The 23,976-nt window shown below is 60.6% G+C and carries 21 protein-coding genes; 5 read left to right on the top strand and 16 right to left on the bottom strand.

Going from position 1 to position 23,976, the window contains the following annotated elements; genetic code table 11:
- The 6 genes from ACEN8Q_RS22130 to ACEN8Q_RS22105 form a co-directional block, all read right to left on the bottom strand.
- Positions 1 to 1,233 (bottom strand): SfnB family sulfur acquisition oxidoreductase, encoded by a 1,233-nt coding sequence (locus tag ACEN8Q_RS22130; protein WP_413703740.1) that lies wholly within the window; start codon positions 1,231 to 1,233, stop codon positions 1 to 3.
- Positions 1,234 to 1,464: 231 nt separating this feature from the next.
- Positions 1,465 to 2,229, bottom strand: a complete 765-nt coding sequence (locus tag ACEN8Q_RS22125; RefSeq protein WP_413703739.1) for a hypothetical protein — start codon at positions 2,227 to 2,229, stop codon at positions 1,465 to 1,467.
- Between the two features lie 485 nt (positions 2,230 to 2,714).
- The gene (gene tcyN, locus ACEN8Q_RS22120; RefSeq protein ID WP_413425057.1) at positions 2,715 to 3,470 is read right to left on the bottom strand and encodes an L-cystine ABC transporter ATP-binding protein TcyN; all 756 of its coding nucleotides are present in this window, start codon (positions 3,468 to 3,470) and stop codon (positions 2,715 to 2,717) included.
- A gap of 4 nt (positions 3,471 to 3,474) precedes the next feature.
- Positions 3,475 to 4,140, bottom strand: a complete 666-nt coding sequence (gene tcyL / locus ACEN8Q_RS22115; RefSeq protein WP_007972897.1) for a cystine ABC transporter permease — start codon at positions 4,138 to 4,140, stop codon at positions 3,475 to 3,477.
- Positions 4,140 to 4,940 (bottom strand): cystine ABC transporter substrate-binding protein, encoded by an 801-nt coding sequence (tcyJ, locus tag ACEN8Q_RS22110; protein ID WP_413425055.1) that lies wholly within the window; start codon positions 4,938 to 4,940, stop codon positions 4,140 to 4,142. The genes tcyL and tcyJ overlap by 1 nt, the downstream gene beginning before the upstream one ends.
- 300 nt (positions 4,941 to 5,240) lie before the next feature.
- On the bottom strand, positions 5,241 to 6,233 hold the full coding sequence (locus ACEN8Q_RS22105; RefSeq protein WP_413425053.1) for a D-cysteine desulfhydrase: 993 nt from the start codon (positions 6,231 to 6,233) through the stop codon (positions 5,241 to 5,243).
- 190 nt (positions 6,234 to 6,423) lie between these two features.
- On the opposite strand from ACEN8Q_RS22105, the gene epsC reads away from it, so the two are divergent.
- A complete protein-coding gene (gene epsC, locus ACEN8Q_RS22100) occupies positions 6,424 to 7,350 on the top strand; it encodes a serine O-acetyltransferase EpsC (RefSeq protein ID WP_057399186.1) in 927 nt (308 codons plus the stop codon).
- Positions 7,351 to 7,736: 386 nt separating this feature from the next.
- Positions 7,737 to 9,698 (top strand): choline transporter BetT, encoded by a 1,962-nt coding sequence (gene betT / locus ACEN8Q_RS22095; protein WP_413425088.1) that lies wholly within the window; start codon positions 7,737 to 7,739, stop codon positions 9,696 to 9,698.
- A gap of 24 nt (positions 9,699 to 9,722) precedes the next feature.
- Here betT and ACEN8Q_RS22090 read toward each other — a convergent pair whose 3' ends face one another.
- Positions 9,723 to 9,983 carry a hypothetical protein gene (locus tag ACEN8Q_RS22090; RefSeq protein WP_413425051.1) on the bottom strand — a complete coding sequence of 87 codons (261 nt, stop codon included), beginning with the start codon at positions 9,981 to 9,983 and terminating at the stop codon, positions 9,723 to 9,725.
- Positions 9,984 to 10,220: 237 nt separating this feature from the next.
- On the opposite strand from ACEN8Q_RS22090, the gene mgrA reads away from it, so the two are divergent.
- A complete protein-coding gene (gene mgrA, locus ACEN8Q_RS22085) occupies positions 10,221 to 11,258 on the top strand; it encodes an L-glyceraldehyde 3-phosphate reductase (RefSeq protein WP_057399192.1) in 1,038 nt (345 codons plus the stop codon).
- A gap of 136 nt (positions 11,259 to 11,394) precedes the next feature.
- On the opposite strand, the gene tauD is transcribed toward mgrA, so the two are convergent.
- The 7 genes from tauD to ACEN8Q_RS22050 all read right to left on the bottom strand — a co-directional run bounded on the left by tauD (position 11,395) and on the right by ACEN8Q_RS22050 (position 19,786).
- A complete protein-coding gene (tauD, locus tag ACEN8Q_RS22080; RefSeq protein WP_413425048.1) occupies positions 11,395 to 12,237 on the bottom strand; it encodes a taurine dioxygenase in 843 nt (280 codons plus the stop codon).
- Positions 12,238 to 12,375: 138 nt separating this feature from the next.
- Positions 12,376 to 13,209, bottom strand: a complete 834-nt coding sequence (gene tauC, locus ACEN8Q_RS22075) for a taurine ABC transporter permease TauC (RefSeq protein ID WP_413425046.1) — start codon at positions 13,207 to 13,209, stop codon at positions 12,376 to 12,378.
- Positions 13,206 to 14,000 (bottom strand): taurine ABC transporter ATP-binding subunit, encoded by a 795-nt coding sequence (tauB, locus tag ACEN8Q_RS22070; RefSeq protein ID WP_413425044.1) that lies wholly within the window; start codon positions 13,998 to 14,000, stop codon positions 13,206 to 13,208. Before tauB ends, tauC begins: the two co-directional genes overlap by 4 nt.
- Before the next feature lie 16 nt (positions 14,001 to 14,016).
- Positions 14,017 to 14,994 (bottom strand): taurine ABC transporter substrate-binding protein, encoded by a 978-nt coding sequence (gene tauA, locus ACEN8Q_RS22065; RefSeq protein ID WP_413425042.1) that lies wholly within the window; start codon positions 14,992 to 14,994, stop codon positions 14,017 to 14,019.
- A 245-nt stretch (positions 14,995 to 15,239) separates the two neighbouring features.
- Positions 15,240 to 16,823, bottom strand: coding sequence for a glutamate--cysteine ligase (gene gshA / locus ACEN8Q_RS22060; protein WP_413425040.1), 1,584 nt, complete (start codon positions 16,821 to 16,823; stop codon positions 15,240 to 15,242).
- A 255-nt stretch (positions 16,824 to 17,078) separates the two neighbouring features.
- Complete coding sequence (locus tag ACEN8Q_RS22055) at positions 17,079 to 17,462, bottom strand: PaaI family thioesterase (RefSeq protein WP_007972875.1); 384 nt, start codon at positions 17,460 to 17,462, stop codon at positions 17,079 to 17,081.
- On the bottom strand, positions 17,462 to 19,786 hold the full coding sequence (locus ACEN8Q_RS22050; protein ID WP_413703738.1) for a Tex family protein: 2,325 nt from the start codon (positions 19,784 to 19,786) through the stop codon (positions 17,462 to 17,464). Before ACEN8Q_RS22050 ends, ACEN8Q_RS22055 begins: the two co-directional genes overlap by 1 nt.
- A gap of 361 nt (positions 19,787 to 20,147) precedes the next feature.
- On the opposite strand from ACEN8Q_RS22050, the gene ompR reads away from it, so the two are divergent.
- Positions 20,148 to 20,888: a two-component system response regulator OmpR gene (gene ompR, locus ACEN8Q_RS22045; protein ID WP_007972873.1), complete on the top strand. Its 741-nt coding sequence runs from the start codon at positions 20,148 to 20,150 to the stop codon at positions 20,886 to 20,888.
- A 115-nt stretch (positions 20,889 to 21,003) separates the two neighbouring features.
- Positions 21,004 to 22,317: an ATP-binding protein gene (locus ACEN8Q_RS22040; protein WP_008019059.1), complete on the top strand. Its 1,314-nt coding sequence runs from the start codon at positions 21,004 to 21,006 to the stop codon at positions 22,315 to 22,317.
- Positions 22,318 to 22,401: 84 nt separating this feature from the next.
- Here the strand turns inward: ACEN8Q_RS22040 and rimK are convergent, their stop codons facing one another.
- Entirely contained in the window at positions 22,402 to 23,307 is a 906-nt protein-coding gene (rimK, locus tag ACEN8Q_RS22035) for a 30S ribosomal protein S6--L-glutamate ligase (RefSeq protein ID WP_007972871.1), read from the bottom strand.
- Positions 23,304 to 23,765 (bottom strand): ATP-dependent zinc protease, encoded by a 462-nt coding sequence (locus ACEN8Q_RS22030; protein ID WP_413425086.1) that lies wholly within the window; start codon positions 23,763 to 23,765, stop codon positions 23,304 to 23,306. The genes rimK and ACEN8Q_RS22030 overlap by 4 nt, the downstream gene beginning before the upstream one ends.
- Between the last annotated feature and the right edge of the window lie 211 nt (positions 23,766 to 23,976).

The raw sequence follows: 23,976 nt of genomic DNA, 5'->3' as shown, positions 1-23,976 counted from the left end.
TCAGATCCAGGAATGCCGATTAGGCAACGTGCCGTTGAGGCGATAGGCGCCGATGGCGTGATACTTCCAGCGCACCGGATCGTGCAGGGTGTGCACGCGGGCATTGCGCCAGTGACGGTCGAGGTTGAATTCGGCGAGGGTCGCGCGGCTGCCGGCCAGTTCGAACAGCTTTTCACTGGCCAACAGCGAGATCTCGGTGGTCAGCACCTTGGCTTCGGCCACGGCAATCGAGGCGCGGGCGGCTGACTCGGCGGTGAGCGGCGCGGCGCTGACCTGATCAAGCACCTGTCCGGCCTTGCGCAGCAGCGCTTCGGCGGCGTGCAATTCAATTTTCAACTTGCCAATATCGGCGATCACGTACAGGTCATCACCGGCCCGCTCGACCTTGGCGTCGATCCATGGCCGGGCGCGGGTTTTCACGAAGTCGATGGCGTCGTCGATGGCGCCTCGGGCGATACCGGCGTCGATGGCCGCTTGAATCAGTTGGGAGACGGCCCCCTGAATGTTCGGCGTGTCGTTGATCTTCCAGTTATCCACAACCAGTTCGGAGTCGACTCGCACGTTGTTGAGCAAAATCGTGCCGCTGGCGGTGGTGCGCTGACCAAAACCGGACCAGTCATCGACGATGCGCAATCCCGGCGTGCCACGACGGATGAACGCCAGCACCTGCCTGCCGTCGTCATTCAATGCCTTGACCGCGACCCAATGGGCGAACAGGGCACCGGTGGAATAGAACTTCTGACCGTTGAGGACACCGTCGGCGGTCAGGCGTGCCTTCAGTTCCAAGGTGTTTTTGGTGCCGCGTTCCGGCCCGGCATTGCCGATGCGCCAGCCATCAAGAACGCTTTTGAACAGTTGTTGTTTCTGCGTTTCGGTTGCGCTGCCGAGGATCAGGTTGAGAATGCCGAACTGGTTCTGCGGGATCTGCCCAAGCGCCGGGTCGGCGGCGGAAATGATCGCGAAGACCTCGGCCAGGGTGACGAACGAAACTTGCGGGCCACCGTACTCGCGGGGGATGGAAATGCTGCCCAGGCCGCTGCGGGTGAACTGTTCGATTTCAGACCATGGGAGCTTGCGCTGCTGGTCTCGTTTGGCCGCTTGCAAGCGGGCGGCTTGCGCCAGCTCGTGGGCGGCCTTGATGGCTTGGGCATCGTTGCGCAAGACTTGTGCGGGCAACAACAGGGGGGCGACGTCCAGGTCACTCTGGACGATTGCATCTGCCAGACTGGACATCAGTGCCGCTCCTTGGCTGCACGCAATGCCCTGGCGATCTGCACTGGGGTGATTGTGTTCCGGACCATACCTACCTCACATCTCATGGAAGCGCCGCTTGTGGCGGCGCATGAAAACAAGAATGTCCGGTGGTCCGGTGTATATACCCTAAACGCGTATAAATAATTTATGAACTAACTTTTAGGAATATGGATAGAAGGATGATCCCGCTGATGTGAGTGGCCCCTGTATTCATTGCTTGCGGGATTCGGCTGCCTTGAGCATTTTTTTCGGGGGGACTTTCAGATAAGGATTGGCGCAACCGATCTTTAGCGTGCGGGGCGGTGCCCAGCGGGAGTTGTTGCCCACCCTGTCGAGAATGCAGTAGGTCACTTCCAGCCGCAGATCTTCGCCGGCTTCGAGGATGATGGCTGGCGGTATCCAGACCTGGATCGGTTGGCCGACATCGGCGGGCTCGAGTCGTGGCAGGTCCATGCGCACATCGCCCCAGCGCAGGGTGATTTCGTCGTCGACGGCCATGTTCAGGTACGGCTCGATGGTCAAGGGAACACCGCGTTTGACCTGGCTCGTATTGACCCCCTGACGGCGAATCGCCTCGGGAATGTTCACCGGTGCCAGGCACTGGTTTTCATCGCCGCACAACGCGGAGGGTTGGCCGCCCGGGCAGTCGAGTTTGATCTGCACGTTGCGGCTGGCCGATATCGCCGGGCCCCGGCCAACTTGCATGACCCGGTAGTGAATGCTCGAAGTACCGTTGGCGACAAAACTTTCAGGCACCCTTAGCTGCACCGGTTGGCCGACATCGTTGGCCGTCAGTACGCGGGAGGCCACGTAGCAGTTGTCCCAGAACAGTTCTATCAGGTCGCCTGCATCCATGGCGGGGTAGGGCGCCACATCGATCAGCAGGTGCGCCGCGCAAGTGACGTTGATGCCGGTCTTGTTGGATTGCGCCAGGGTCGGGGCCGCAAGCGCGGATTTGTTCGAGGTGCTTTTCATGAAGTCTCCTTGAAGTCTTGCAACGAAGTCCGTTTCTGGAATATCAAAAAACTAAAAATCGAAGCGAAAAAAACCATTCATTACTTCGAGTTGAAATAATGATTCAAGCGTGATGAATGTTGCTGGCAGGAGACTAGATAAGAGCCATGAAGATCAGGTGTCAATAAGAAATATTAGTTATGATTGGTGTGTGTTGCTATTCAGAAAGTTCCTACACTCCCAAGTAAATAAACCATGTCCGCGTGTCGTATTTGTCTGCTGAAAACGGCGAGATACAGGCGTTTTTGTGCAAGTCGTAGGCGCAGTCCTGCCATGAGGAGCCTGATTGGCTCAGCACTGTTTAATTGTTGCGATGCATATATATGTACCGCGTGTGCGTACAGGATATGCGTGTCGAATGGATGAGTTTTGTTTGGTATTTATGAGGTGTATTTCGAGGGGTGTCACTTCCATCCATGGAAGTTTACCGTTGTTGTGCAGGGTTGTTAGTTGTGAGCGTTATTCAGGAACTTGCTCAGGAACTGTTTGGTTCGCTCTTCTTTCGGGTTGGCAAACAACGCCTTCGCTTCGCCTTGCTCGACGATCACGCCCTTGTCGAAAAACACCACCCGGTTGGCCACGTCCCGGGCAAAACCCATTTCGTGGGTGACGATCACCATGGTGCGTTTCTCTTCGGCCAGGCCGCGGATGGTCGCCAACACCTCGCCCACCAGCTCCGGGTCGAGGGCCGAGGTCGGCTCATCGAACAGGATCACTTCGGGCTCCATCGCCAGCGCCCGGGCAATCGCCACGCGCTGTTGCTGGCCACCGGAGAGGCGACGCGGGTAAGCGTCCTCCTTGCCCGCCAGGCCGACCTTGGCCAAGAGCTTTTTACCCAGGGAAACGGCGTCGGCGCGCGGGGTCTTTTTCACCACGATCGGGCCTTCGATGACGTTTTCCAGGGCGGTGCGATGGGGGAACAGGTTGAAGTTCTGGAACACGAAACCTACGTGCTGGCGCAAGCGCCGCACCAGACTCTGCTGCTGGTTCAGGGGACGGCTGGTATCGATCTCGATATCACCGACCTTGATCCGGCCGCTGGTGGGTTCTTCCAGAAAATTCAGGCAACGCAGGAAGGTGGTCTTGCCCGAACCGCTTGGGCCGATGATTGCTACCACCTCGCCTTCCTTGACCTCAAGATCGATGCCGTTGAGCACGACTTGACCCTTGAACTGCTTTGTCAGTTTTTCCACGACAATCATCGGGTCAGGACTCCTGGTCGTGCCGATTGACCCGCGCTTCCAACTGGTTCTGCAGGTGCGACAGCACCGTGGCCAGGACCCAGTAGATCAGTGCGGCGGCAAGATACATGGTGAAGATTTCGAAGGTACGGGCAGTGATCAGTTGCGCCTGGCGGAACAGTTCCGGCACCTGGATGGTAGCGGCCAGCGCCGTGTCCTTGACCAGCGAAATGAAGCTGTTGCCCAGCGGCGGCAATGCGGTGCGCATTGCCTGCGGCAGGATGGCCCGGCGCAGGGTTTGCGCACGGGTCATGCCGATGCTGGCAGCAGCTTCCCACTGGCCGCGCTCGATGGAGCTGATCGCGGCACGCAGGATTTCACAGGCGTAGGCGGCCATGTTCAGCGAGAAGCCGATCAGGGCCGCCGGCAGCGGATCGAGTTCCAGACCCAATTGCGGTAAGCCGTAATAGATCACGAACAGTTGCACCAGCAACGGCGTGCCGCGAAAGAACGACACGTAGATGCGGGCGATCCAGCTCACCAGTTTGAAACGCGACAGGCGCATCAACGCCAGGCCGAACCCCATCACCAGGCCGAAGAACATCCCGCCCAGGCTCAAGATCACTGTGTAGTACGCGCCCTTGAGCAGAAAGGGCACGGAGTCCAGTGCGAGTTGAAAAGCTTCTTCCATTATTGAGTGACGTCAGCGCTGAAGTATTTTTCCGAAAGCTTTTTCAGCGTACCGTCGGCGCGCAGCTTGTCGATGGCTTTGTTCACGGCTGCCAGCAGTTCAGGCTCGCCTTTGCGCAGGGCAATGCCGGCTTCCTGACGGGAGAACGCATCACCGGCGGCGGTGGTGTCCTTGGCTTTCTTGGCGTATTCCAGCGCGGCCAGGCGGTCGATCAGAATGGCGTCGATGCGGCCGACACGCAGATCCTGGAACTTGGTCGGATCATCTTCGTAGGTGCGGATGTCAGCCTTGGGCACATTTTCTTTCACCCACTGCTCGTAGTTGGTGCCCAGACCTACGCCGACTTTCTTGCCAGACAGGTCAGCGGCGGACTTGATGTTCAGCTCGGCGGCCTTCTTCGTCAGCACCAGCGCTTGAATCCCGGAAACGGTGTACGGCTCGGAGAAGTCATACTTCTTCTTGCGCTCTTCGGAGATGGTCACCTGGTTGATGACCGCGTCCAGGCGCTTGGACTCCAGGGCGGCGAGGATGCCGTCCCATTTGGTCGGTTGCAGCTTGACCTTCACGCCCAGCTCTTTGGCCAGGGCTTCGGAGAACTCGACTTCGAAGCCGGCCAGTTTGCCGTCGGCGTCGACGAAACTGAACGGTGGGTAAGTGCCTTCCAGGCCAACGTTGATCACGCCGGCGTCTTTGATTTTTTGCAGTTGCTCACCGGCAACGGCTTGGCCAATCAGGCCAGCGCTCAGTGCCAGGCCCAGCGAGCCCACCAGCAGATTGCGACGTAGTGCGGAAAAATTCATGACAAGCCCCTGTGTTTTCTTATGGAAGACGCTTAAGGAAAGTTGGCAAATTCGGGATTTTGACGACAGCGCTATCCTGCCTTAAAGCAGCGTATGCGTCTCGCTGCAAATTCGCCTGCAGCGTGACTATATGATGGCGTTTTTAGATTAGAAAATAATAATTAATCTTCTGGTTATTCTTTTTTGGAATAGCTTGCGTTTTTACTGTAGGAGCGAGCTTGCTCGCGATGGACGACAGGGCACCGCGGGGTGTCAGGTTGCCAGCGTTATCGTTGACGACCATCGCGAGCAGGCTCGCTCCTACAGAAAATCCTTGTACGCAAACAACGCCGGCGCCCCGCCGGTGTGCAGGAAGATAATCGGGCCCTCATCGAAACGCTGACGCCCGATTCCGTCCAGCAAGCCCGCCATGGCCTTGCCAGTGTAGACCGGGTCCAGCAGCAAGCCTTCCTGGCCCGCCAGCAGCTTCACCGCCGCCAGTGTTCCGGCATTCGGCTCGCCATAACGCGGGGCGAAATACTCATCCCATAGCTCGACCTTGAAAGCCTCCGGCAGGTTCACGCCCAGCAGCTCGGCGGTGCGTTCGGCCAGGCCTTGAACCTTGGGCCGCTGATCTTCATCGCTGCGCGAGACCGTCACGCCGATCACTGGCAGATCCGGCAGCACTTCACTCAAGGCCAGTGCCAGGCCGCTGTGGGTACCGGCGCTGCCCGAGGCCAGGACTACGGCGGCGAAGGTCAGGCCGGTGTCCTTGATTTGCCCGGCCAGTTCCAGCCCGGCACGCACGTAACCCAGGGCACCCAGCGCGTTGGAGCCACCGATCGGCACCAGGTACGGCTTCTTGCCGTTGCTGCGCAGCCGGCCGGCCAGGGCTTGCAGTTGTTCGTCGGCGTTGTCGAGGTTTTCCACCAGTTCGACCTTGGCATCGAACAAGTCGAGCAGCAGCCGGTTGCCATTGCCGGTGTAATTGCTGTCATCGGTGCCGAGGGGGTTTTCCAGAAGGGCTACGCAGCCCAGACCGAGCTTGGCGGCAATGGCAGCTGTCTGGCGCACGTGGTTCGATTGCAGCGCGCCGGCGGTGATCAAGGTGTCGGCACCCTGGGCCAGTGCATCGGCGGCCAGGTATTCGAGTTTGCGCAGCTTGTTGCCGCCCATCGCCAGCGGCGTCAGGTCATCGCGCTTGACGTACACGTCGCGACCCAGCCAGGTCGACAGGCGTTCAAGTTTTTCCAGGGCGGTGGGCTGACCGAGCAGGTCGAGGCGGTTAAAGCGGGCGAGCTGTTGTTTGATCATGGGTCCGTACTGGCCGTTGAAGATCTCAGGACTATAGGCACGCCCCAAAGCCTGGGCAACCGCCAATCGCTTATAGCCAAACGAACTGAGCACAGCACTATTGGTTCTTAATTTGCCTTGCGACCCTTGCCGTAAAGTAATTGCCGTCAGTGCGGCCAGACAGTCCGGTCGCCCGTGAGGAGTTTTTACCGTGAGTGAGCGTTCCAGCCATTGGCAATTGCAGACCATCGTCAGCCAGCTGCGCACGGCGCGTGAACAGTGGCGTGCACAAAACGGCCGGGCCAGCGGCGAGCAGGGCGGTCGCGAACTGCCCTCCCGGGCAGCCATGGCGGAGATTCTCGAAGCCTTGTGCGGTGCGCTGTTCCCGATGCGCCTGGGGCCGGTTGACCTGCGCGAAGAAAGCGAAGATTTCTACGTCGGTCACACGCTGGATGTGGCATTAAATGCGCTGTTGGCCCAGGCGCGGCTCGAATTGCGCTACGCCGCGCGCCACAGTGCCCAGGCCGATACCGAAGTCGAAGCCAAGACCATCCAGATCATTCAGGACTTCGCCCTCGCTTTGCCTGGGTTGCGCAGCCTGTTGGACACCGACGTACTGGCGGCCTATCACGGCGACCCGGCGGCGCGCAGTGTCGATGAAGTGCTGTTGTGCTATCCGGGGATTCTGGCGGTGATCCATCATCGCCTGGCCCACCATTTGTACCGTGCCGGGCTGCCGTTGCTGGCGCGGATCAGTGCGGAAATCGCCCACTCGGCCACTGGCATCGACATTCACCCTGGTGCGCAGATCGGCCGCAGTTTCTTCATCGACCACGGTACCGGCGTGGTGATCGGCGAAACCGCGATCATCGGCGAGCGCGTGCGGATTTATCAGGCGGTGACTTTGGGGGCCAAGCGCTTCCCGGCCGACGAAGACGGTCAGTTGCAGAAGGGCCAGCCGCGGCATCCGATCGTCGAGGATGATGTGGTGATTTATGCCGGGGCGACGATTCTGGGGCGGATCACCATCGGTCAGGGCTCGACCATCGGCGGCAATGTCTGGTTGACCCGCAGCGTGCCGGCGGGCAGTAACCTGACCCAGGCGAATCTGCAGCATGATGATGGGGCGCAGAAGTAGGCCTTTGAATCTCCTTTGACTGGTCTGGCCTCTTCGCGGGCAAGCCCGCTCCCACAGTGTTTTCTGTCGTTCACGGCTTTTGTGTTCAACCCGGATCCACTGTAGGAGCGAGCTTGCTCCGGGCGGCGTTCCGACGAAGCTTCTAAATCCCCCGTATTTCCTCCCTTGAACTAGCGTACAACCAGTACCGCCCAGCCCTGCGATTAGTCCTTAGCCCCCTATCCATGTTTAACTTGAACGTTCATTCAAGTTAAACCGGCGGTTCGCTGCCCGCTCACAACAGGAGGCTTGCCTTTGCTGAGTCCGATTTCCACAGCCACGTTTCTACCCTTCGAGGTGCACCGTACATGAGTGCATCGTCCATCCCTCAAGGCGGTCTGATCCGCATGAATCCGCCGGTGTTCTGGTTCTCGGCGAGTTTCATTCTGTTGTTTGGTGTCGTTGTCATCGCCATGCCCGAGCAGGCCGGTGCCTGGTTGCTGGCGGCGCAAAACTGGGCGGCCAACACGGTCGGCTGGTATTACCTGCTGGCGATGACCCTGTATCTGGTCTTCGTGGTGGTCACCGCCTTGTCCGGCTACGGCAAGATCAAGCTCGGTGCCGACCACGACGAACCCGAATTCAGTTATCTGTCCTGGGCCGGCATGCTGTTCGCCGCGGGGATCAGCATCACCCTGTTTTTCTTCTGTGTGTCCGAGCCCCTGACCCACATGCTGCAACCGCCGCAAGGAGAGGCGGGTACGGCGGATGCGGCGCGCCAGGCGATGCAGATTCTGTTTCTGCACTGGGGTCTGCATGGCTGGGGCGTGTTCGCCTTTGTCGGCATGGCGCTGGCCTACTTTGCCTACCGGCATAACCTGCCACTGGCCCTGCGTTCGGCGCTGTACCCGCTGATCGGCAAGCGCATCAATGGCCCCATCGGCTATGCCGTGGATGGCTTCGGCATCATTGCCACGGTGTTCGGCCTCGGTGCCGACATGGGCTTCGGCGTGTTGCACCTCAACTCGGGCCTGGACTACCTGTTCGGCATCGCCCATACCCAATGGATTCAGGTCGGCCTGATCACCTTGATGATGGGGGCGGCGATCATCGTTGCCGTATCCGGCGTCGACAAGGGCATGCGGGTCATGTCCGACATCAACATGCTGCTGGCCTGTGCGCTGTTGCTGTTCGTGTTGTTCGCCGGCCCCACGCAGCACTTGCTCAACACCCTGATCCAGAACCTCGGCGATTACCTCGGCGCCTTGCCGATGAAGAGTTTCGACCTTTACGCCTACGACAAACCCAGCGACTGGCTGGGCGGCTGGACCGTGTTCTACTGGGCCTGGTGGATTGCCTGGTCGCCGTTCGTGGGGCTGTTCATCGCGCGCATTTCCCGTGGCCGGACGATCCGCGAATTCGTCTTCGGCGTGCTGCTGATTCCACTTGGCTTCACCCTGGCGTGGATGTCGATCTTCGGTAACAGCGCCATCGATCAAGTGCTCAACCATGGCATGAGCGCGCTCGGCATGTCGGCCATCGACAACCCGTCGATGACGCTCTACCTGCTGCTGGAAACCTACCCGTGGAGCAAAACCGTCATCGCGGTGACGGTGTTCATCAGCTTCGTGTTTTTCGTCACCTCCGCCGACTCCGGCACGGTGGTGCTGTCGACGCTGTCCGCCAAGGGCGGCACTCACGATGAAGACGGGCCGAAATGGCTGCGAGTGTTCTGGGGTGCAATGACTGCGCTGGTGACCAGTGCATTGCTGTTCTCGGGCAGCATCGATGCGTTGAAGTCGGCGGTGGTCCTGACCTCGCTGCCGTTCTCGTTGATCTTGCTGTTGATGATGTGGGGGCTGCACAAGGCGTTTTACCTGGAATCGCAGAAGCGGATTGCGCAGATGCATTCACTGGCGCCGGTCTCGGGGTCCCGACGTGGCAAGGGCGGCTGGCGTCAGCGCTTGAGCCAGGCGGTGCATTTCCCTTCGCGGGATGAGGTCTATCGCTTCCTCGATACGACGGTGCGCCCGGCGATTGAAGAGGTGTCTGCCGTGTTCATCGAAAAGGGTTTGCACGTAGCGACACACCCGGGCCCGGCCAATGACAGCGTCAGCCTGGAAATCGGCCATGGCGATCAGCATCCGTTCGTTTATCAAGTGCAGATGCGCGGTTATTTCACACCATCGTTTGCCCGCGGCGGCATGGGCTCCAAGCAACTCAACAATCGCCGTTACTACCGGGCCGAAGTGCATTTGAGCGAGGGTAGCCAGGACTACGATCTGGTGGGTTACACCAAGGAACAGATCATCAACGATATCCTCGACCAGTACGAACGACACATGCAGTTCCTGCATCTGGTGCGTTGATCGCGGGCAGGGCGCCGGGGCTTTTCAGCCCTCGGCGCTCAGCACCATGAACAACACCAGCGCCGCCACCGGAATGCTGAACACCACCGTGCCGATCCCCAGTTCCGTACTCAACGACTGGCCGGCGCTCACCACGCCGATGGCACCGTTGATCACTGTCAGCGCCAGCCACAGCAGCACAAACGCGTAGGTCAGGGTCTGGCGGCTGAAGCCGATCTTCTCGCCGATGAACAGCATCAGGGCGAGCAAGGCCAGGCCGAAGGTGATGATGATCGTGGTGTGCATGGCGGCTTCCCTCCTTGCGATAGCTATCGCATCTTCGTTGCTTTGGCGACTTTGTTCCTGTCGACCCTGATCACGCAAGCCTGTCGCGGTTTTGTTGAATTCTGCGGGCTGATCAATTTTTTGTGAAACGATTCAGCATTTAGTCGAATCCCCGGTTTTTTGCCGTCCGTGCGGGCGTATGCTGGGCGACTGGCGAAGCAGTCGATACCAGATTCAAGACAGACAAGAGAGGATTCGATGACTTACACCGCTGCCGAAAACCGCTACGACTCCATCCCTTATCGCCGTGTGGGCCGCAGTGGGCTGGTGCTGCCGGCGCTGTCCCTGGGCCTGTGGCACAACTTCGGCGACAGCACGCCGATCGATACCCAGCGCGCGTTACTGCGCACGGCGTTCGACCTGGGCATCAACCATTTCGACCTGGCCAACAACTACGGCCCGCCGTATGGCAGCGCCGAGATCAACTTCGGCCGTCTACTGCGCGAAGACTTCAAGCAGTATCGTGACGAACTGATCATCTCCAGCAAGGCCGGTTGGGACATGTGGCCGGGGCCTTACGGTCAGGGCGGCGGTTCGCGCAAGTACGTGCTGGCCAGCCTCGATCAGAGCCTGCAACGCCTGGGCGTGGACTACGTCGACATCTTTTACTCCCACCGTTTCGACCCGGACACGCCGCTGGAAGAAACCGCCAGCGCACTGGCGACAGCGGTACAACAGGGCAAGGCGCTGTACATCGGCATCTCGTCCTATTCCGGGGTGAAAACCCGTGAAATGGCCGCGTTGCTCAAGGAATGGAAAGTCCCGTTGCTGATCCACCAACCGGCCTACAACCTGCTCAATCGCTGGGTTGAAAAAGACTTGCTGGACACCACTGACGAACTCGGCACGGGCGTGATCGCCTTCACGCCGCTGGCGCAGGGATTGCTGACCGACAAGTACCTCAACGGTGTGCCGACGGATGCGCGGGTCAATCGTCCTGGGGGTGGTTCGTTGCAGGCGTCGCACTTGTCCGAGGCCAACATCGCCCAGGTGCGAGCACTCAACGAAATCGCCCGGCAGCGTGGCCAGAGCCTGGCGCAACTGGCGCTGGCCTGGACCCTGCGTGATCCACGGGTGACTTCGGCATTGATTGGTGCGAGCCGGCCGGAGCAGATCATCGAGAACGTCGGGGCGTTGAAGAACCTGAGCTTCAGTGCGCAGGAACTGGCGGAGATTGACCGGTTTGCCCAGGAGGGCGGGATCAATCTTTGGGAGAAGCCTTCGACGGCTGAGTGAGTGTTAGGCGCCAGATTCTTTTGCGCCTTTCAGATCGCTTTCGCGAGCAAGCCCGCTCCCACATTGGAACGCATTCCAAATGTGGGAGCGGGCTTGCTCGCGAAGAGGCCAGACCGGCCATTCAAGACATCAGGGTTTACTTAAAAAACGGCACATCCCCCAAAACCGTTGCCCGCTGCATCACCCGCCGCGCCGGCCGGTAATCATCCACCGCGTAATGCTGGGTCACGCGGTTATCCCAGAACGCGATGTCGTCCTGCTGCCAGCGCCAGCGAATGGTGAATTCAGGTCGCGTGGCGTGGGCAAACAGAAACTTCAGAATCGCCTCGCTTTCGGTTTCCGACAGTTCGTTGATCTTCGAGGTGAAGCCTTCATTGACGAACAGCGAGCGGCGCCCGCTGACCGGGTGCGTGCGGATCACCGGGTGTGACAGCGGCGGATTCTTGCGTCGTGCTTCTTCCCATTGGGCCAGCGCCTCGGGCGTGTTGCCATAGCGCTCCAGCGGGAATGAGCGGGTGAAGTCGTGGGTGGCGGTCAGCCCTTCGAGCAAGGTTTTCATCGGCGCCGACAGGGCTTCATACGCCGCAATCCCGCTGGCCCACAACGTGTCGCCGCCAAACTCCGGCAGCAGCTTGGCGCTGAGCACCGCGCCCAGGGCCGGGGTCGGCAGGAAGGTCACGTCGGTGTGCCAGATCGCGTTGTCGCGCACGTCGGTGACGGCGGTGTCGAGGATCAATACTTCCGGTTGTTCCGGCACATTGGGGTAGATCGGGTGAATGTGCAGGTCGCCGAAATTCGCGGCGAATCGCGCCTGTTGCTGGGGCGTGATCGGCTGGTCGCGGAAGAACAGCACCTGATGCTTGAGCAGTGCCTGCTCGATGGTGTCGCGCTGTTCAACGTTCAGCGGCTGACTGATGTCGATGCCGCTGATTTGTGCACCGAGCGCGGAGCTGAGGGGGACGATAGTCAGGTGGCTCATGGTGGTTCTCTTCAATTCGGGGTCGAGCTTTCTTGTAGGAGCGAGCTTGCTCGCGATGGCGGTGAATCAATCACAGTAGTGTTGCCTGTCGCATTGCTATCGCGAGCAAGCTCGCTCCTACAGGGGGGAGTTCAGTTATCAGTGAGCCTGGCCATGCCACGGCACCAGTTTGCGTTGCAGGGCGCGCAGGCCCATCTCCATCGCGAAGGCGATCAGCGCGATCACCAGAATCCCCAGTACCACCACATCGGTGACCAGGAACTGTGCGGCCGACTGCACCATGAAGCCCAAACCGCTGGTGGCGGCGATCAGTTCGGCGGCGACCAGCGTCGACCAGCCTACGCCGAGACCGATGCGCACACCGGTCAGGATGTCCGGCAAGGCACTCGGCAAAATGACGTGACGGATCAACTGCGCCCGCGTCGCGCCCAAGGATTGTGCGGCGCGCAATTTCGCCGGGTCGACGGTACGCACGCCGGTCGCGGTGGCGATGGCGATCGGGGCGAAAATTGCCAGGTAGATCAGCAGCACTTTCGACAATTCACCGATGCCGCACCAGATCACGATCAGTGGCAGGTAGGCCAGCGGTGGAATCGGCCGGTAGAACTCGATCAGCGGGTCGAGCACGCCACGGGCGATGCGGTTGGCGCCGATGGCGATTCCCACCGGCACGGCGGTGAGAATCGCAAAGCCGAGGCCCAGGCCGATGCGCCCCAGGCTCGCGCCGAGGTGCTGCCACAGGGTTGAATCCATGTAACCGGAGGTCGCCAGCAGCCAGCCTTTTTGCAGGACGGCGGAGGGTGGTGGCAGGAACAGCGGCTCGATCAAACCGGTTGCCGTTACGACCCACCAGAAAACAATCAGAGCGACCAGTGTCAGCACACTGATCCAGCGAGTACTCAAGCTGCGTCGTGTAGCAGTCACGGGAGTGCCTGGCCTTGTCGCTGCGGCGGGAATTTCGTAACTGCTCATGCGCGCTCCTGCCGCGTGGCGGCGCTGCGTTGGGAGAACACTTTGGCGAGTACGTGTTCGCGGGTTTCGATAAAGCGCGGGTCGGACTTGATTGCCCGTGCCGACTCACCGGCGGCATAACGCTGGCCGAAGTCGAGACTCAGGCGCTCGACGATCTGCCCCGGGTTCGGCGCCAACAGAATCAGGTCGGTGGCGAGGAACACGGCTTCTTCAATGTCGTGGGTAATCAGGAACACCGGCTTGGCGGTGCGTTGCCAGACTTGCAGCAATAGCTCCTGCATCTGTTCACGGGTGAACGCGTCGAGGGCGCCGAAAGGTTCGTCCATGAGCAACACGCGCGGGTCGGCGGCGAGGGCACGGGCCAGGCCGACGCGCTGCTTCTGGCCGCCGGAAAGCTGCCAGATGCGGCGGTCTTCAAAACCGGAAAGATCGACCAGGGCGAGCATTTCCCGGGCGCGGGCCTCGCGCTTGTCCCGGGCGATGCCGGCCAGTTCAAGGCCGAAGCCTACGTTGGCCAGCACGTCTTGCCACGGCAGCAGCGCGTCGTCCTGGAACACCACGCCACGCTCGGCACTCGGGCCTTTGACGGGCACGCCGTCGAGGGTGATGCGCCCGGTGCTGGGATCGACGAAACCGGCAATCAGGTTCAACAGCGAAGTCTTGCCACTGCCGGACGGGCCGAGGGCGACCAGCAGCTGCCGGGGCCCCAGGCTCAGGGAGATATCCGCCAGCACAGGTGTAGGGCTGCCGGGGTACTGTGCGCTGATGCGCTCCAGCTGTAGCAAAGCCATCGCAATGAACTCCCGATCAGTTGGTGATGAACTTGGCGCTGACGTACGGCGCGTAGTCCGGCAGTACCGCCTCGACCTTGCCTTGCTCCTTGAGGAACGCGGCGGTGTCGGTGATGGCCTTGGTGGTCGGCGCGCCGAGGGTGATCACCTGGTCAGCTGCCAGCGGGTAGACGTTGCCTTGCAGCAGCAGCGGAATGTCGCTGGCCTTGGCTCCGGACAGTTTTACCAGCTTGTCGACGTTGCCCTGGTTGGCGAGCCAGGCTTGCGGGTCTTTGCGGTAGTCGGCGTAGGCGTCCAGGGTCACTTTGGCGAACGCGGTGACGATTTCAGGGTGCTTCTCGGCGAAGTCCTTGCGCACGATCCAGGCATCGAAGGTCGGTGCGCCGAATTTGGCCAGCTCGCCAGAGGTGATCAGTACCTTGCCGTTTTCCTTGGCCACGCCGAGTGCCGGATCCCAGACGTAAGTGGCGTCGATGTCACCACGTTTCCAGGCGGCAATGATCGCTGGCGGAGCCAGGTTGAGTACGGTGACTTTCGACGGGTCGATGTTCCAGTGCTTCAGCGCGGCGAGCAGGCTGTAGTGGCCGGTGGACACGAACGGCACGGCGATCTTTTTGCCGATCAGGTCTTGCGGGGTCTTGATCCCGGAACCGTCGCGAGCCACCAGGGCTTCGGCGGCACCGATCTGGGTGGCGATGAGGAAGGTTTCCACCGGGACTTTGCGGGTGATGGCCGCCGTCAGGGGGCTGGAACCGAGGTAGCCGATCTGCACGTCGCCGGAGGCGATGGCGGCGATGATGTCGGCACCGTTGTCGAATTTGCGCCAGCTGATATCGGCCTTGGTGGCTTTTTCGTAGGCGCCATCGGCCTGGGCGACTTTCGCCGGGTCAACGGTGGTCTGGTAGGCGACGGTGACGTCGGCCGCTTGGGCCAGGAAACTCGCTGTCGCCAAGGAAGCGGCCGCCAGCAAGCGTAGAGGGAAAGTCAGTTTCATCAGAAAGCTCCTTGTCAGGCGACCGAATGTCGGCGTGAGAAAGAGACTAAATGATCTAAGAATTCGAAAATAAATAACTTTTTCGAATTAGCTTATGAGGGGAACAATCTGTGGAGGTCAGCGGATCATGCTCTCTGTGGGAGCGGGCTTGCTCGCGAAAGCGGTGTGTCAGTCGCAGTAAAGTCGCCTGACACTCTGCATTCGCGAGCAAGCCCACTCCCACAGGGGGGAGCTGTGTTTGATGGTCAGTTGCTGATCGCCAGAATGCTCGCCTGGTACGCCCCGACAAACACATCGAAATCACCGACTTCGTTCTGCTCCAGCTCAGCCTGCTCAGCCAGCGACGAACGCGCCCGCTCTTCAAACCTCGCCTGCTCCTCAGCCGGCAACGGCTCGCTACGGAAGAACTCGGCGTGGGCCTGGCTCTGGCGCAGGGAGAACTGGGCAAAGCTCTCCTTGTGCTCGGCCATGGCCGCCAATACCTGTGCCGACGGCGTCAGGGACGAGTCCTGGACCTTGGCCATCTGGGCGTCCAGCGCCTTGCTGTGGGCATCGCCGCCATGGCTCTGGTCGAGCATCGCGGCCAATGGCGCAATTTTCTCCAGTAACTCGCCGGCCCATTCCTTCAGGTCGACCGGATGGCCATCCCGTTGCAGTTGCAGGCCTGGACGACGGCCTTCCTTGACCACGCTGAGGAAGTTCGAAGTCGCGTTGCCGCAACTGGTGTTGGTCAGCAGCGGGCTGTCGTTGAGCGCGCAGTACAGCAGGAACGCATCGAGGAAGCGTGACTCGGTGAGGTCGATGCCCATCGGCAGGAACGGGTTGATGTCCAGGCAGCGCACTTCGACGTACTGGATGCCCCGGGCCATCAACGCCTGGATAGGACGCTCGCCGGTGTAGGTCACGCGTTTCGGGCGGATGTTGGAGTAGTACTCGTTTTCGATCTGCAGGATGTTGGTGTTGAGCTGTACCCACTCGCCATCCTGGTGGGTGCCGACTTCGACGTATGGCGCATAGGGTGTGGCCACCGCCTTGCGCAGGCTGTCGGTGTAGCTGGCCAGATCGTTGTAGCACGGCGTCAGGCCGGCCTGGGCGTTGCTCTGGTAACCCAGGTCGCTCATGCGCAGGCTGGTGGCGTACGGCAGGTACAGGGTGTTCGGGTCCAGTTGCTCCAGCTGATGCGAGCGACCGCGCAGGAAGCCGGCGTCCAGTGCCGGCGAGGCGCCGAACAGGTACATCAGCAACCAGCTGTAGCGGCGGAAGTTACGGATCAGCGCGATGTAGGACGACGACTGAAAATCGCGGTCGGTGCCGACAAAGCCTTCGGCCTGCCTGAGCAACGGCCAGAGTTTTTCCGGCAGGGAAAAATTGTAGTGGATGCCGGCAATGCATTGCATGGTCTTGCCGTAACGCAGGGCCAGACCCTTGCGGTACACATACTTGAGCTGCCCGATATTGGACGTGCCGTAATAGGCGATCGGGATGTCTTCCTCGGCCGGCAACGGGCACGGCATCGATGGGCTCCACAGATACTCGTTGCCGAGCTTGCTGTAGGCAAAACGGTGAATGCTGTCCAGGCTCGCCAGCGTGTCCGCCGGGTCGGGCAGGGCCGGAGTGATGAACTCCAGCAGCGACTCGGAATAGTCGGTGGTGATCTGTTCGTTGGTCAGCGCGGAACCCAATGCTTCCGGGTGCGGCGTTTGCGCCAGACGACCTTCGCCGGTCACGCGCAGGCATTCACGTTCGATGCCGTGAAGGCACTGTTCGAGCAGAGAGAGGTTAGCGCGCTCGCCGAGCAGGGCCAGGCGGCGGTTGAGAAGTTCGCTCAAGTTGGATTCCTTCACGCGTCAGTCGCCCCAATATGGGGGTGGGCAAGACGGTCTACAAGGGTGAAGTTAAAACTGGCGTTTTCGCCTGGTTTTCGGACCGCGCAGGCCCATACCCTGTAGGAGCGAGCTTGCTCGCGATGGAGGTTAACGATAACGAGGGGTGCCTGAGTGAAAACGGCGCCCTGACGTTCATCGCGAGCAAGCTCGCTCCTACAGGTCATTGCGCTGAAATTAACTCAAATCGATGACGACTAGCTACAGGACAGCGAACGTGCCTTGTGCTTTTGCGACCAGTTTGTCGCCCTGCATCACATCGGCTTCGACTACCAACGTGCGGCGACCCGGGTGGATCACCCGCGCCGTGCACATCACCTCGCCGTCTGAGACGGCGCGGATGTAGTTGATCTTGCACTCGATGGTCGCGCTCTGCTGGTCAAAGCCGTGGGTGCTGGAACAGGCCAGCCCCATGGCAATGTCCACCAGGCTGAACAAGGCCCCGCCGTGCAGCTTGCCGCCGCGATTGCGCAACTCGGGCTCCAGCGCCAGGGCGACTTGCGCCACCCCGGTTTCCAGGCTGTGCAGGCGACAGCCCAGTAGCTTGAAAAACGCGCTTTCGGTCAGCCCGGCGGGAATGTCCATCAGCGTTTCTTCAACTGCTTGGCGTTGGCGAACAGCGAAGCCATGGCGTTGTTGCTCGGGGCAGCGGCCGTGGTTTCCTTGCGCGGTGCAGTGTTCTGGGACTGGCGTGGCGCCGACCCCGGACGCGCGCCGCGGGCACCGTCGATTTTCTCGCCCGGGGTGTCGCTCATGCGCATCGACAGGCCTACGCGTTTGCGCGGGATGTCGACTTCCATGACCTTCACTTTCACCACGTCGCCGGCCTTCACCGCTTCGCGAGGATCCTTGATGAATTTCTCCGAAAGTGCAGAGATATGTACCAAACCGTCCTGATGCACGCCGATATCGACGAAGGCACCGAAGTTGGTCACGTTAGTCACCACGCCTTCGAGGATCATGCCCAGCTGCAGATCCTTGAGGTCTTCGACGCCTTCCTGGAACTCGGCGGTCTTGAACTCTGGACGCGGGTCGCGACCGGGTTTTTCCAGCTCTTGCAGAATGTCGGTGACTGTCGGCAGGCCGAAGGTTTCATCGGTGTACTTCTTCGGATCGAGGCGCTTGAGAAATGCGGCATCGCCGATCAGTGAGCGGATGTCACGGTCGGTCTCGGCGGCAATGCGCTGCACCAGCGGATAGGCTTCCGGGTGAACGGCCGACGAGTCCAGCGGGTTTTCGCCGTTCATGACGCGCAGGAATCCGGCGGCCTGTTCGAAGGTTTTTTCACCCAGACGCGCGACTTTCTTCAGCGCGGCACGGGTTTTGAACGCGCCGTGCTCGTCGCGGTGGCTGACGATGTTCTGCGCCAGGGTCGCGTTGAGGCCGGAGATCCGTGCCAGCAGCGCCACGGAAGCGGTGTTCACGTCCACGCCAACGGCGTTCACGCAGTCCTCGACTACCGCATCGAGGCCGCGGGCCAGTTTCAGCTGTGAAACGTCGTGCTGGTACTGGCCGACACCGATGGATTTCGGATCGATCTTCACAAGCTCAGCCAGCGGATCTTGCAGACGACGGGCAATCGACACCGCACCACGGATCGACACGTCGAGGTCCGGGAATTCCTTCGAGGCCAGTTCCGATGCCGAGTAAACCGATGCGCCGGCCTCGGAAACCATGACCTTGGTCATTTTCATGGCTGGGTATTTTTTGATCAGTTCGGCGGCCAGTTTGTCGGTCTCGCGGCTGGCGGTGCCGTTGCCGATGGCGATCAGGTCCACCGAGTGCTTGGCGCACAGCGCAGCGAGCACGGCGAGGGTCTGGTCCCACTTGTTGTGCGGCACGTGCGGGTAAACCGTGGCGTGATCCAGCAGCTTGCCGGTGGAGTCGACCACGGCAACCTTGCAACCGGTGCGCAGGCCAGGGTCGAGGCCCAGGGTGGCACGCGGGCCGGCCGGGGCCGACAGCAACAGGTCATGCAGGTTGTGGGCGAAGACGTTGATCGCTTCGGTTTCCGCGCCATCGCGCAACTCGCCCAGCAGGTCGGTTTCCAGATGGGTGTAGAGCTTGACCTTCCAGGTCCAGCGCACCACCTCGCCCAGCCATTTGTCGGCGGCGCGGTTCTGGTTCTGGATGCCGACATGCTGGCCGATCATGCCTTCGCACGGGTGCATGGTGCCCGGCAATTCGTCGCCGACTTTCAGCGAGGAACTGAGAATGCCTTCGTTGCGGCCACGGAAAATCGCCAGCGCGCGGTGCGACGGCATGCTCTTGAGCGGTTCGTCGTGTTCGAAATAGTCGCGGAACTTGGCGCCTTCCTCCTCCTTGCCGGCAATCACGCGGGCACTGAGGGTGGCTTCCTGCTTGAGGTAGTTGCGCAGCTTGTCCAAGAGGCCTGCGTCTTCGGCGAAGCGCTCCATGAGGATGTACTTGGCGCCTTCGAGGGCAGCCTTCACATCGGCCACGCCTTTTTCCGCGTCGATGAAACGCGCGGCTTCGGTTTCCGGGCTCAGGGACGGGTCGTTGAACAGGCCGTCGGCCAGTTCGCCGAGGCCGGCTTCCAGGGCGATCTGACCCTTGGTGCGGCGTTTCTGCTTGTACGGCAGGTACAAGTCTTCGAGACGGGTCTTGGTGTCGGCGAGCTTGATGTCGCGTTCCAGTTGCGGCGTCAGCTTGCCCTGCTCTTCGATGCTGGCAAGGATGCTGATGCGCCGTTCGTCGAGTTCTCGCAGGTAGCGCAGGCGCTCTTCCAGATGACGCAATTGCGTATCGTCGAGGCTGCCGGTCACTTCTTTCCGGTAACGGGCGATGAAGGGAACGGTAGAGCCTTCATCGAGTAGCGCGACGGCCGCTTCGACCTGTTGTGGGCGTACACCGAGTTCCTCGGCGATGCGGCTGTTGATGCTGTCCATAAAACCACCTGACAAATTGTGAAAGCAGGCTCGCAGGCGCTGAAACAGGGCCTTCGCGAGTCTGGTTGAGCGGCCTGGCCAGCGCCGCTGCCTGGGTCAACAGGCATTGCGTTGACCCGTGAAATCGAACAATTACTGCTGACGCCATGAAAATAAATAGCGTCCGTCTGTAGTACCTGTCTGATGTTGCCTGACACAAAAGGCCGCGCATTATAACCAGCGTTACGGCATTCGGGGGCATAGCGGATTGCCAGTGCAATGGCCGGTTTTCTGGCGCTGAAGGAAAAATCTGCTAACAATGCACACGGTGCGTATAACGGCAGCTACGCCATAATGCGCGCCGAGATCAAAGGAGCATCCAATGAGCAGCACTGCACAAACTGCTGAAGGCGAAAAAATTCTTATCGTTGACGACGATCCGGGGCTGAGCAGCCTGCTGGAACGTTTTTTCGTCAGCAAGGGCTATCGCGCCCGCGCCGTACCGAACACTGAGCAAATGGATCGCCTGCTGGCGCGCGAAGTGTTCAACCTGGTCGTCCTCGACCTGATGTTGCCCGGCGAAGACGGCCTGACCGCTTGCCGCCGCCTGCGCAACGCGAACAACCAGATTCCGATCATCATGCTCACCGCCAAGGGTGATGAGCTGAGCCGCATCAAGGGCCTGGAGCTGGGCGCCGACGATTACCTGGCCAAGCCCTTCAACCCGGATGAGCTGATGGCTCGCGTCAAGGCGGTATTGCGTCGCCAGTCGGCGCCGGTGCCGGGCGCCCCGGGCAGCGAAGACGAAAGCGTGACCTTCGGCGACTACGAGTTGTCCCTGGCCACCCGCGAGCTCAAGCGCGGCGAAGAGGTGCACATGCTCACCACCGGTGAATTCGCCGTGCTCAAGGCCCTGGTGATGAACGCGCGTCAACCGCTGACCCGCGACAAGTTGATGAACCTGGCCCGTGGCCGCGAGTGGGATGCCCTGGAGCGTTCCATCGATGTGCAGATTTCCCGTCTGCGCCGGATGATCGAACCCGATCCTTCCAAACCGCGTTACATCCAGACTGTCTGGGGCGTGGGTTATGTGTTTGTTCCGGATGGTACCGCCACCAAGTGATGGGCGATTTGTAGGAGCGGGTCATGCGGACAACGGATCAATCGATCCCGTCCGCAGACTCGCGATCCGCAATATGCGAGCATCGCTCGCTCCTGCAAGTGTTTAACGGTTATCCATGAAAACCCCCGTTTGGTTCCCCCAGAGCTTCTTCTCCCGCACCCTTTGGCTGGTGCTGATCGTCGTACTCTTCTCCAAGGCGCTGACCCTGGTTTATCTGCTGATGAACGAAGATGTGCTTGTGGACCGTCAGTACAGCCACGGTGTCGCCCTGACGCTGCGCGCCTATTGGGCTGCCGATGAAGAAAACCGCGGCAAGATCGCCGAGGCCGCGACCCTGATCCGGGTGGTGGGTGCCGGCGTGCCGGAAGGCGAACAGCACTGGCCTTACAGCGAGATCTACCAGCGGCAGATGCAGGCGGAGCTGGGGGCCGACACTGAAGTCCGGCTACGCATGCATTCGCCACCGGCGCTGTGGGTACGGGCGCCAAGCCTGGGCGATGGCTGGCTGAAAGTACCGCTTTATCCCCATCCGCTGCGCGGCCAGAAAATCTGGAACGTGCTGGGCTGGTTCCTCGCTATCGGTCTGCTTTCCACCGCTTCGGCCTGGATCTTCGTCAGCCAGCTCAATCAACCGTTGAAGCGTCTGGTGTATGCCGCGCGGCAACTCGGCCAGGGTCGCAGCGTGCGCCTGCCAATCAGCGATACGCCGAGCGAGATGACTGAGGTTTACCGCGCCTTCAACCAGATGGCCGAAGACGTCGAACAGGCCGGTCGCGAGCGTGAGCTGATGCTGGCCGGTGTTTCCCATGATTTGCGCACGCCGTTGACCCGCTTGCGCCTGTCCCTGGAGTTGATGGGTGATCGCACCGATCTGACCGACGACATGGTGCGTGATATCGAGGACATGGATGCGATTCTCGATCAGTTCCTGGCGTTCATTCGCGACGGGCGCGACGAGTCGGTGGAAGAGGTTGACCTGAGCGACCTGGTCCGCGAAGTCGCTGCGCCCTACAACCAGAATGAAGAGAAAGTGCGGTTGCGCCTGGAGCCGATTCAGCCGTTTCCGTTGCGTCGTGTGTCGATGAAACGACTGCTGAACAACCTGATCGGCAACGCGTTGCATCATGCCGGCAGTGGTGTGGAGGTGGCGGCGTATGTATCCGGGGACACCAGCGCGCCGTATGTGGTGCTGAGCGTCATGGACCGTGGTGCCGGTATCGATCCGTCGGAACTGGAAGCGATCTTCAACCCGTTCACCCGCGGTGATCGTGCCCGGGGTGGCAAGGGCACCGGGTTGGGACTGGCAATCGTGAAGCGGATTGCTTCGATGCATGGCGGCAACGTTGAACTGCGTAACCGCTCGGGCGGAGGGCTGGAAGCGCGGGTGCGGTTGCCGTTGGGGTTGTTGTTGCCGCGGGATGCCGTTTAAAGACAGCTTCGAGCGCCAAGCTTCAAGCTGCAAGAAAAAGCGGCTTTCCACTTGCCGCTTGAAACTTGCAGCTTATGGCTGCTTCTAGCCTTTGCCCTTGGTCCGGGTCATGTTCGGCCCACCATTCTTCTCTAAATGCTCAATGATGATCCCCGCGACATTCTTCCCGGTGGTGGTCTCAATCCCTTCCAGACCCGGCGAGGAGTTCACTTCCATCACCAGCGGCCCATGATTGGAACGCAGGATATCCACCCCGGCCACCGCCAACCCCATGACCTTTGCCGCACGCAGTGCTGTCATGCGCTCCTCGGGTGTGATCTTGATCAGACTCGCGCTGCCACCACGATGCAGGTTGGAACGAAATTCGCCGGGCTTGGCCTGGCGCTTCATCGCTGCGATCACCTTGTCACCGACGACGAAGCAGCGAATGTCTGCACCACCGGCTTCCTTGATGTATTCCTGAACCATGATGTTCTGCTTGAGGCCCATGAACGCCTCGATCACCGATTCTGCGGCCGTGGCGGTTTCGCACAGCACCACGCCGATGCCTTGGGTGCCTTCCAGCACCTTGATCACCAACGGCGCGCCGTTGACCATTTCGATCAGGTCGGGAATGTCATCGGGGGAGTGGGCAAACCCGGTCACCGGCAAGCCGATCCCGCGACGGGACAGCAATTGCAGTGAACGCAGCTTGTCCCGTGAACGGGCAATGGCCACCGATTCGTTGAGCGGAAAGACCCCCATCATCTCGAACTGGCGCAGCACTGCGCAGCCATAAAAGGTCACGGACGCACCGATCCGTGGAATCACCGCATCGAAACCCTCCAGCGGCTTGCCGCGGTAGTGGATCTGCGGCTTGTGGCTGGCGATGTTCATGTAGGCACGCAGGGTATCGACCACCACCATTTCATGGCCGCGTTCGGTACCGGCTTCAACCAGGCGGCGGGTGGAATACAGACGCGGGTTCCGCGACAGCACAGCGATCTTCATGCAACACCTGTGGAGAAGGTAGATACCGGGAACACCGGCTTGTCTTGTACATACTTGATGCCTGGATTGACCACCAACTGGCCGTCGATCAGGGCTTTGGAACCGAGTAGCAGGCGATAACGCATGGACTTGCGGCAGGCCAGGGTGAACTCGACCCGCCAAACCCGATCACCGAGGGCCAGGGTGGTGCTGATCACATATCGCACTTGTGCGTGACCGTTAGAGCTTTTAATGGTTTTTCTCGTCACCAGCGGTGCCTCGCAGCGGCGATGACGCAACTGCACCACGGTGCCCAGGTGCGCCGTGAAGCGCACCCAGGGCTCGCCTTCGCGCTCGAACGTCTCGATGTCGGTGGCGTGCAGGCTTGAGGTGCTGGCACCGGTGTCGATTTTTGCCCGAAGGCCAGCGACTCCCAAATCCGGGAGCGCCACCCACTCGCGCAGACCGACAACGGTCAAATGGTCAAATGTCTTCAAAATTGCTCAACCGGTAGAAACCGCGGTGGCTGCAGGCGGCCAGATTCGCGGTATTCACGCAGAATAATGGTTAAAAGGCGACAGATATCTACGGCCCGGATTTCCAGTCTCGCAATGAGGTTATGGAATGTCAGCATTGTAATCCGGGACGACGTAATTCTTGGTACGAGAGAACGGTAGTACAGTTCACCAA

Origin of the sequence: Pseudomonas sp. Pseusp16, from assembly GCF_047324915.1 — a bacterium.
In the GTDB taxonomy this organism is placed as follows: Bacteria; Pseudomonadota; Gammaproteobacteria; order Pseudomonadales; family Pseudomonadaceae; genus Aquipseudomonas; species Aquipseudomonas fluorescens_CD.
This window is presented reverse-complemented; position numbering and strand designations above follow the sequence as displayed.

What these genes read in the sequence shown, in the direction of transcription:
- ACEN8Q_RS22130 (WP_413703740.1), bottom strand. Translation starts at nt 1,233, where the DNA reads ATGTCCAGTCTGGCAGATGCAATCGTCCAGAGTGACCTGGACGTCGCC.
- ACEN8Q_RS22125 (WP_413703739.1), bottom strand. Translation starts at nt 2,229, where the DNA reads ATGAAAAGCACCTCGAACAAATCCGCGCTTGCGGCCCCGACCCTGGCG.
- tcyN (WP_413425057.1), bottom strand. Translation starts at nt 3,470, where the DNA reads ATGATTGTCGTGGAAAAACTGACAAAGCAGTTCAAGGGTCAAGTCGTG.
- tcyL (WP_007972897.1), bottom strand. Translation starts at nt 4,140, where the DNA reads ATGGAAGAAGCTTTTCAACTCGCACTGGACTCCGTGCCCTTTCTGCTC.
- tcyJ (WP_413425055.1), bottom strand. Translation starts at nt 4,940, where the DNA reads ATGAATTTTTCCGCACTACGTCGCAATCTGCTGGTGGGCTCGCTGGGC.
- ACEN8Q_RS22105 (WP_413425053.1), bottom strand. Translation starts at nt 6,233, where the DNA reads ATGATCAAACAACAGCTCGCCCGCTTTAACCGCCTCGACCTGCTCGGT.
- betT (WP_413425088.1), top strand. Translation starts at nt 7,737, where the DNA reads ATGAATCCGCCGGTGTTCTGGTTCTCGGCGAGTTTCATTCTGTTGTTT.
- ACEN8Q_RS22090 (WP_413425051.1), bottom strand. Translation starts at nt 9,983, where the DNA reads ATGCACACCACGATCATCATCACCTTCGGCCTGGCCTTGCTCGCCCTG.
- mgrA (WP_057399192.1), top strand. Translation starts at nt 10,221, where the DNA reads ATGACTTACACCGCTGCCGAAAACCGCTACGACTCCATCCCTTATCGC.
- tauD (WP_413425048.1), bottom strand. Translation starts at nt 12,237, where the DNA reads ATGAGCCACCTGACTATCGTCCCCCTCAGCTCCGCGCTCGGTGCACAA.
- tauC (WP_413425046.1), bottom strand. Translation starts at nt 13,209, where the DNA reads ATGAGCAGTTACGAAATTCCCGCCGCAGCGACAAGGCCAGGCACTCCC.
- tauB (WP_413425044.1), bottom strand. Translation starts at nt 14,000, where the DNA reads ATGGCTTTGCTACAGCTGGAGCGCATCAGCGCACAGTACCCCGGCAGC.
- tauA (WP_413425042.1), bottom strand. Translation starts at nt 14,994, where the DNA reads ATGAAACTGACTTTCCCTCTACGCTTGCTGGCGGCCGCTTCCTTGGCG.
- ACEN8Q_RS22055 (WP_007972875.1), bottom strand. Translation starts at nt 17,462, where the DNA reads ATGGACATTCCCGCCGGGCTGACCGAAAGCGCGTTTTTCAAGCTACTG.
- ACEN8Q_RS22050 (WP_413703738.1), bottom strand. Translation starts at nt 19,786, where the DNA reads ATGGACAGCATCAACAGCCGCATCGCCGAGGAACTCGGTGTACGCCCA.
- ompR (WP_007972873.1), top strand. Translation starts at nt 20,148, where the DNA reads ATGAGCAGCACTGCACAAACTGCTGAAGGCGAAAAAATTCTTATCGTT.
- ACEN8Q_RS22040 (WP_008019059.1), top strand. Translation starts at nt 21,004, where the DNA reads ATGAAAACCCCCGTTTGGTTCCCCCAGAGCTTCTTCTCCCGCACCCTT.
- rimK (WP_007972871.1), bottom strand. Translation starts at nt 23,307, where the DNA reads ATGAAGATCGCTGTGCTGTCGCGGAACCCGCGTCTGTATTCCACCCGC.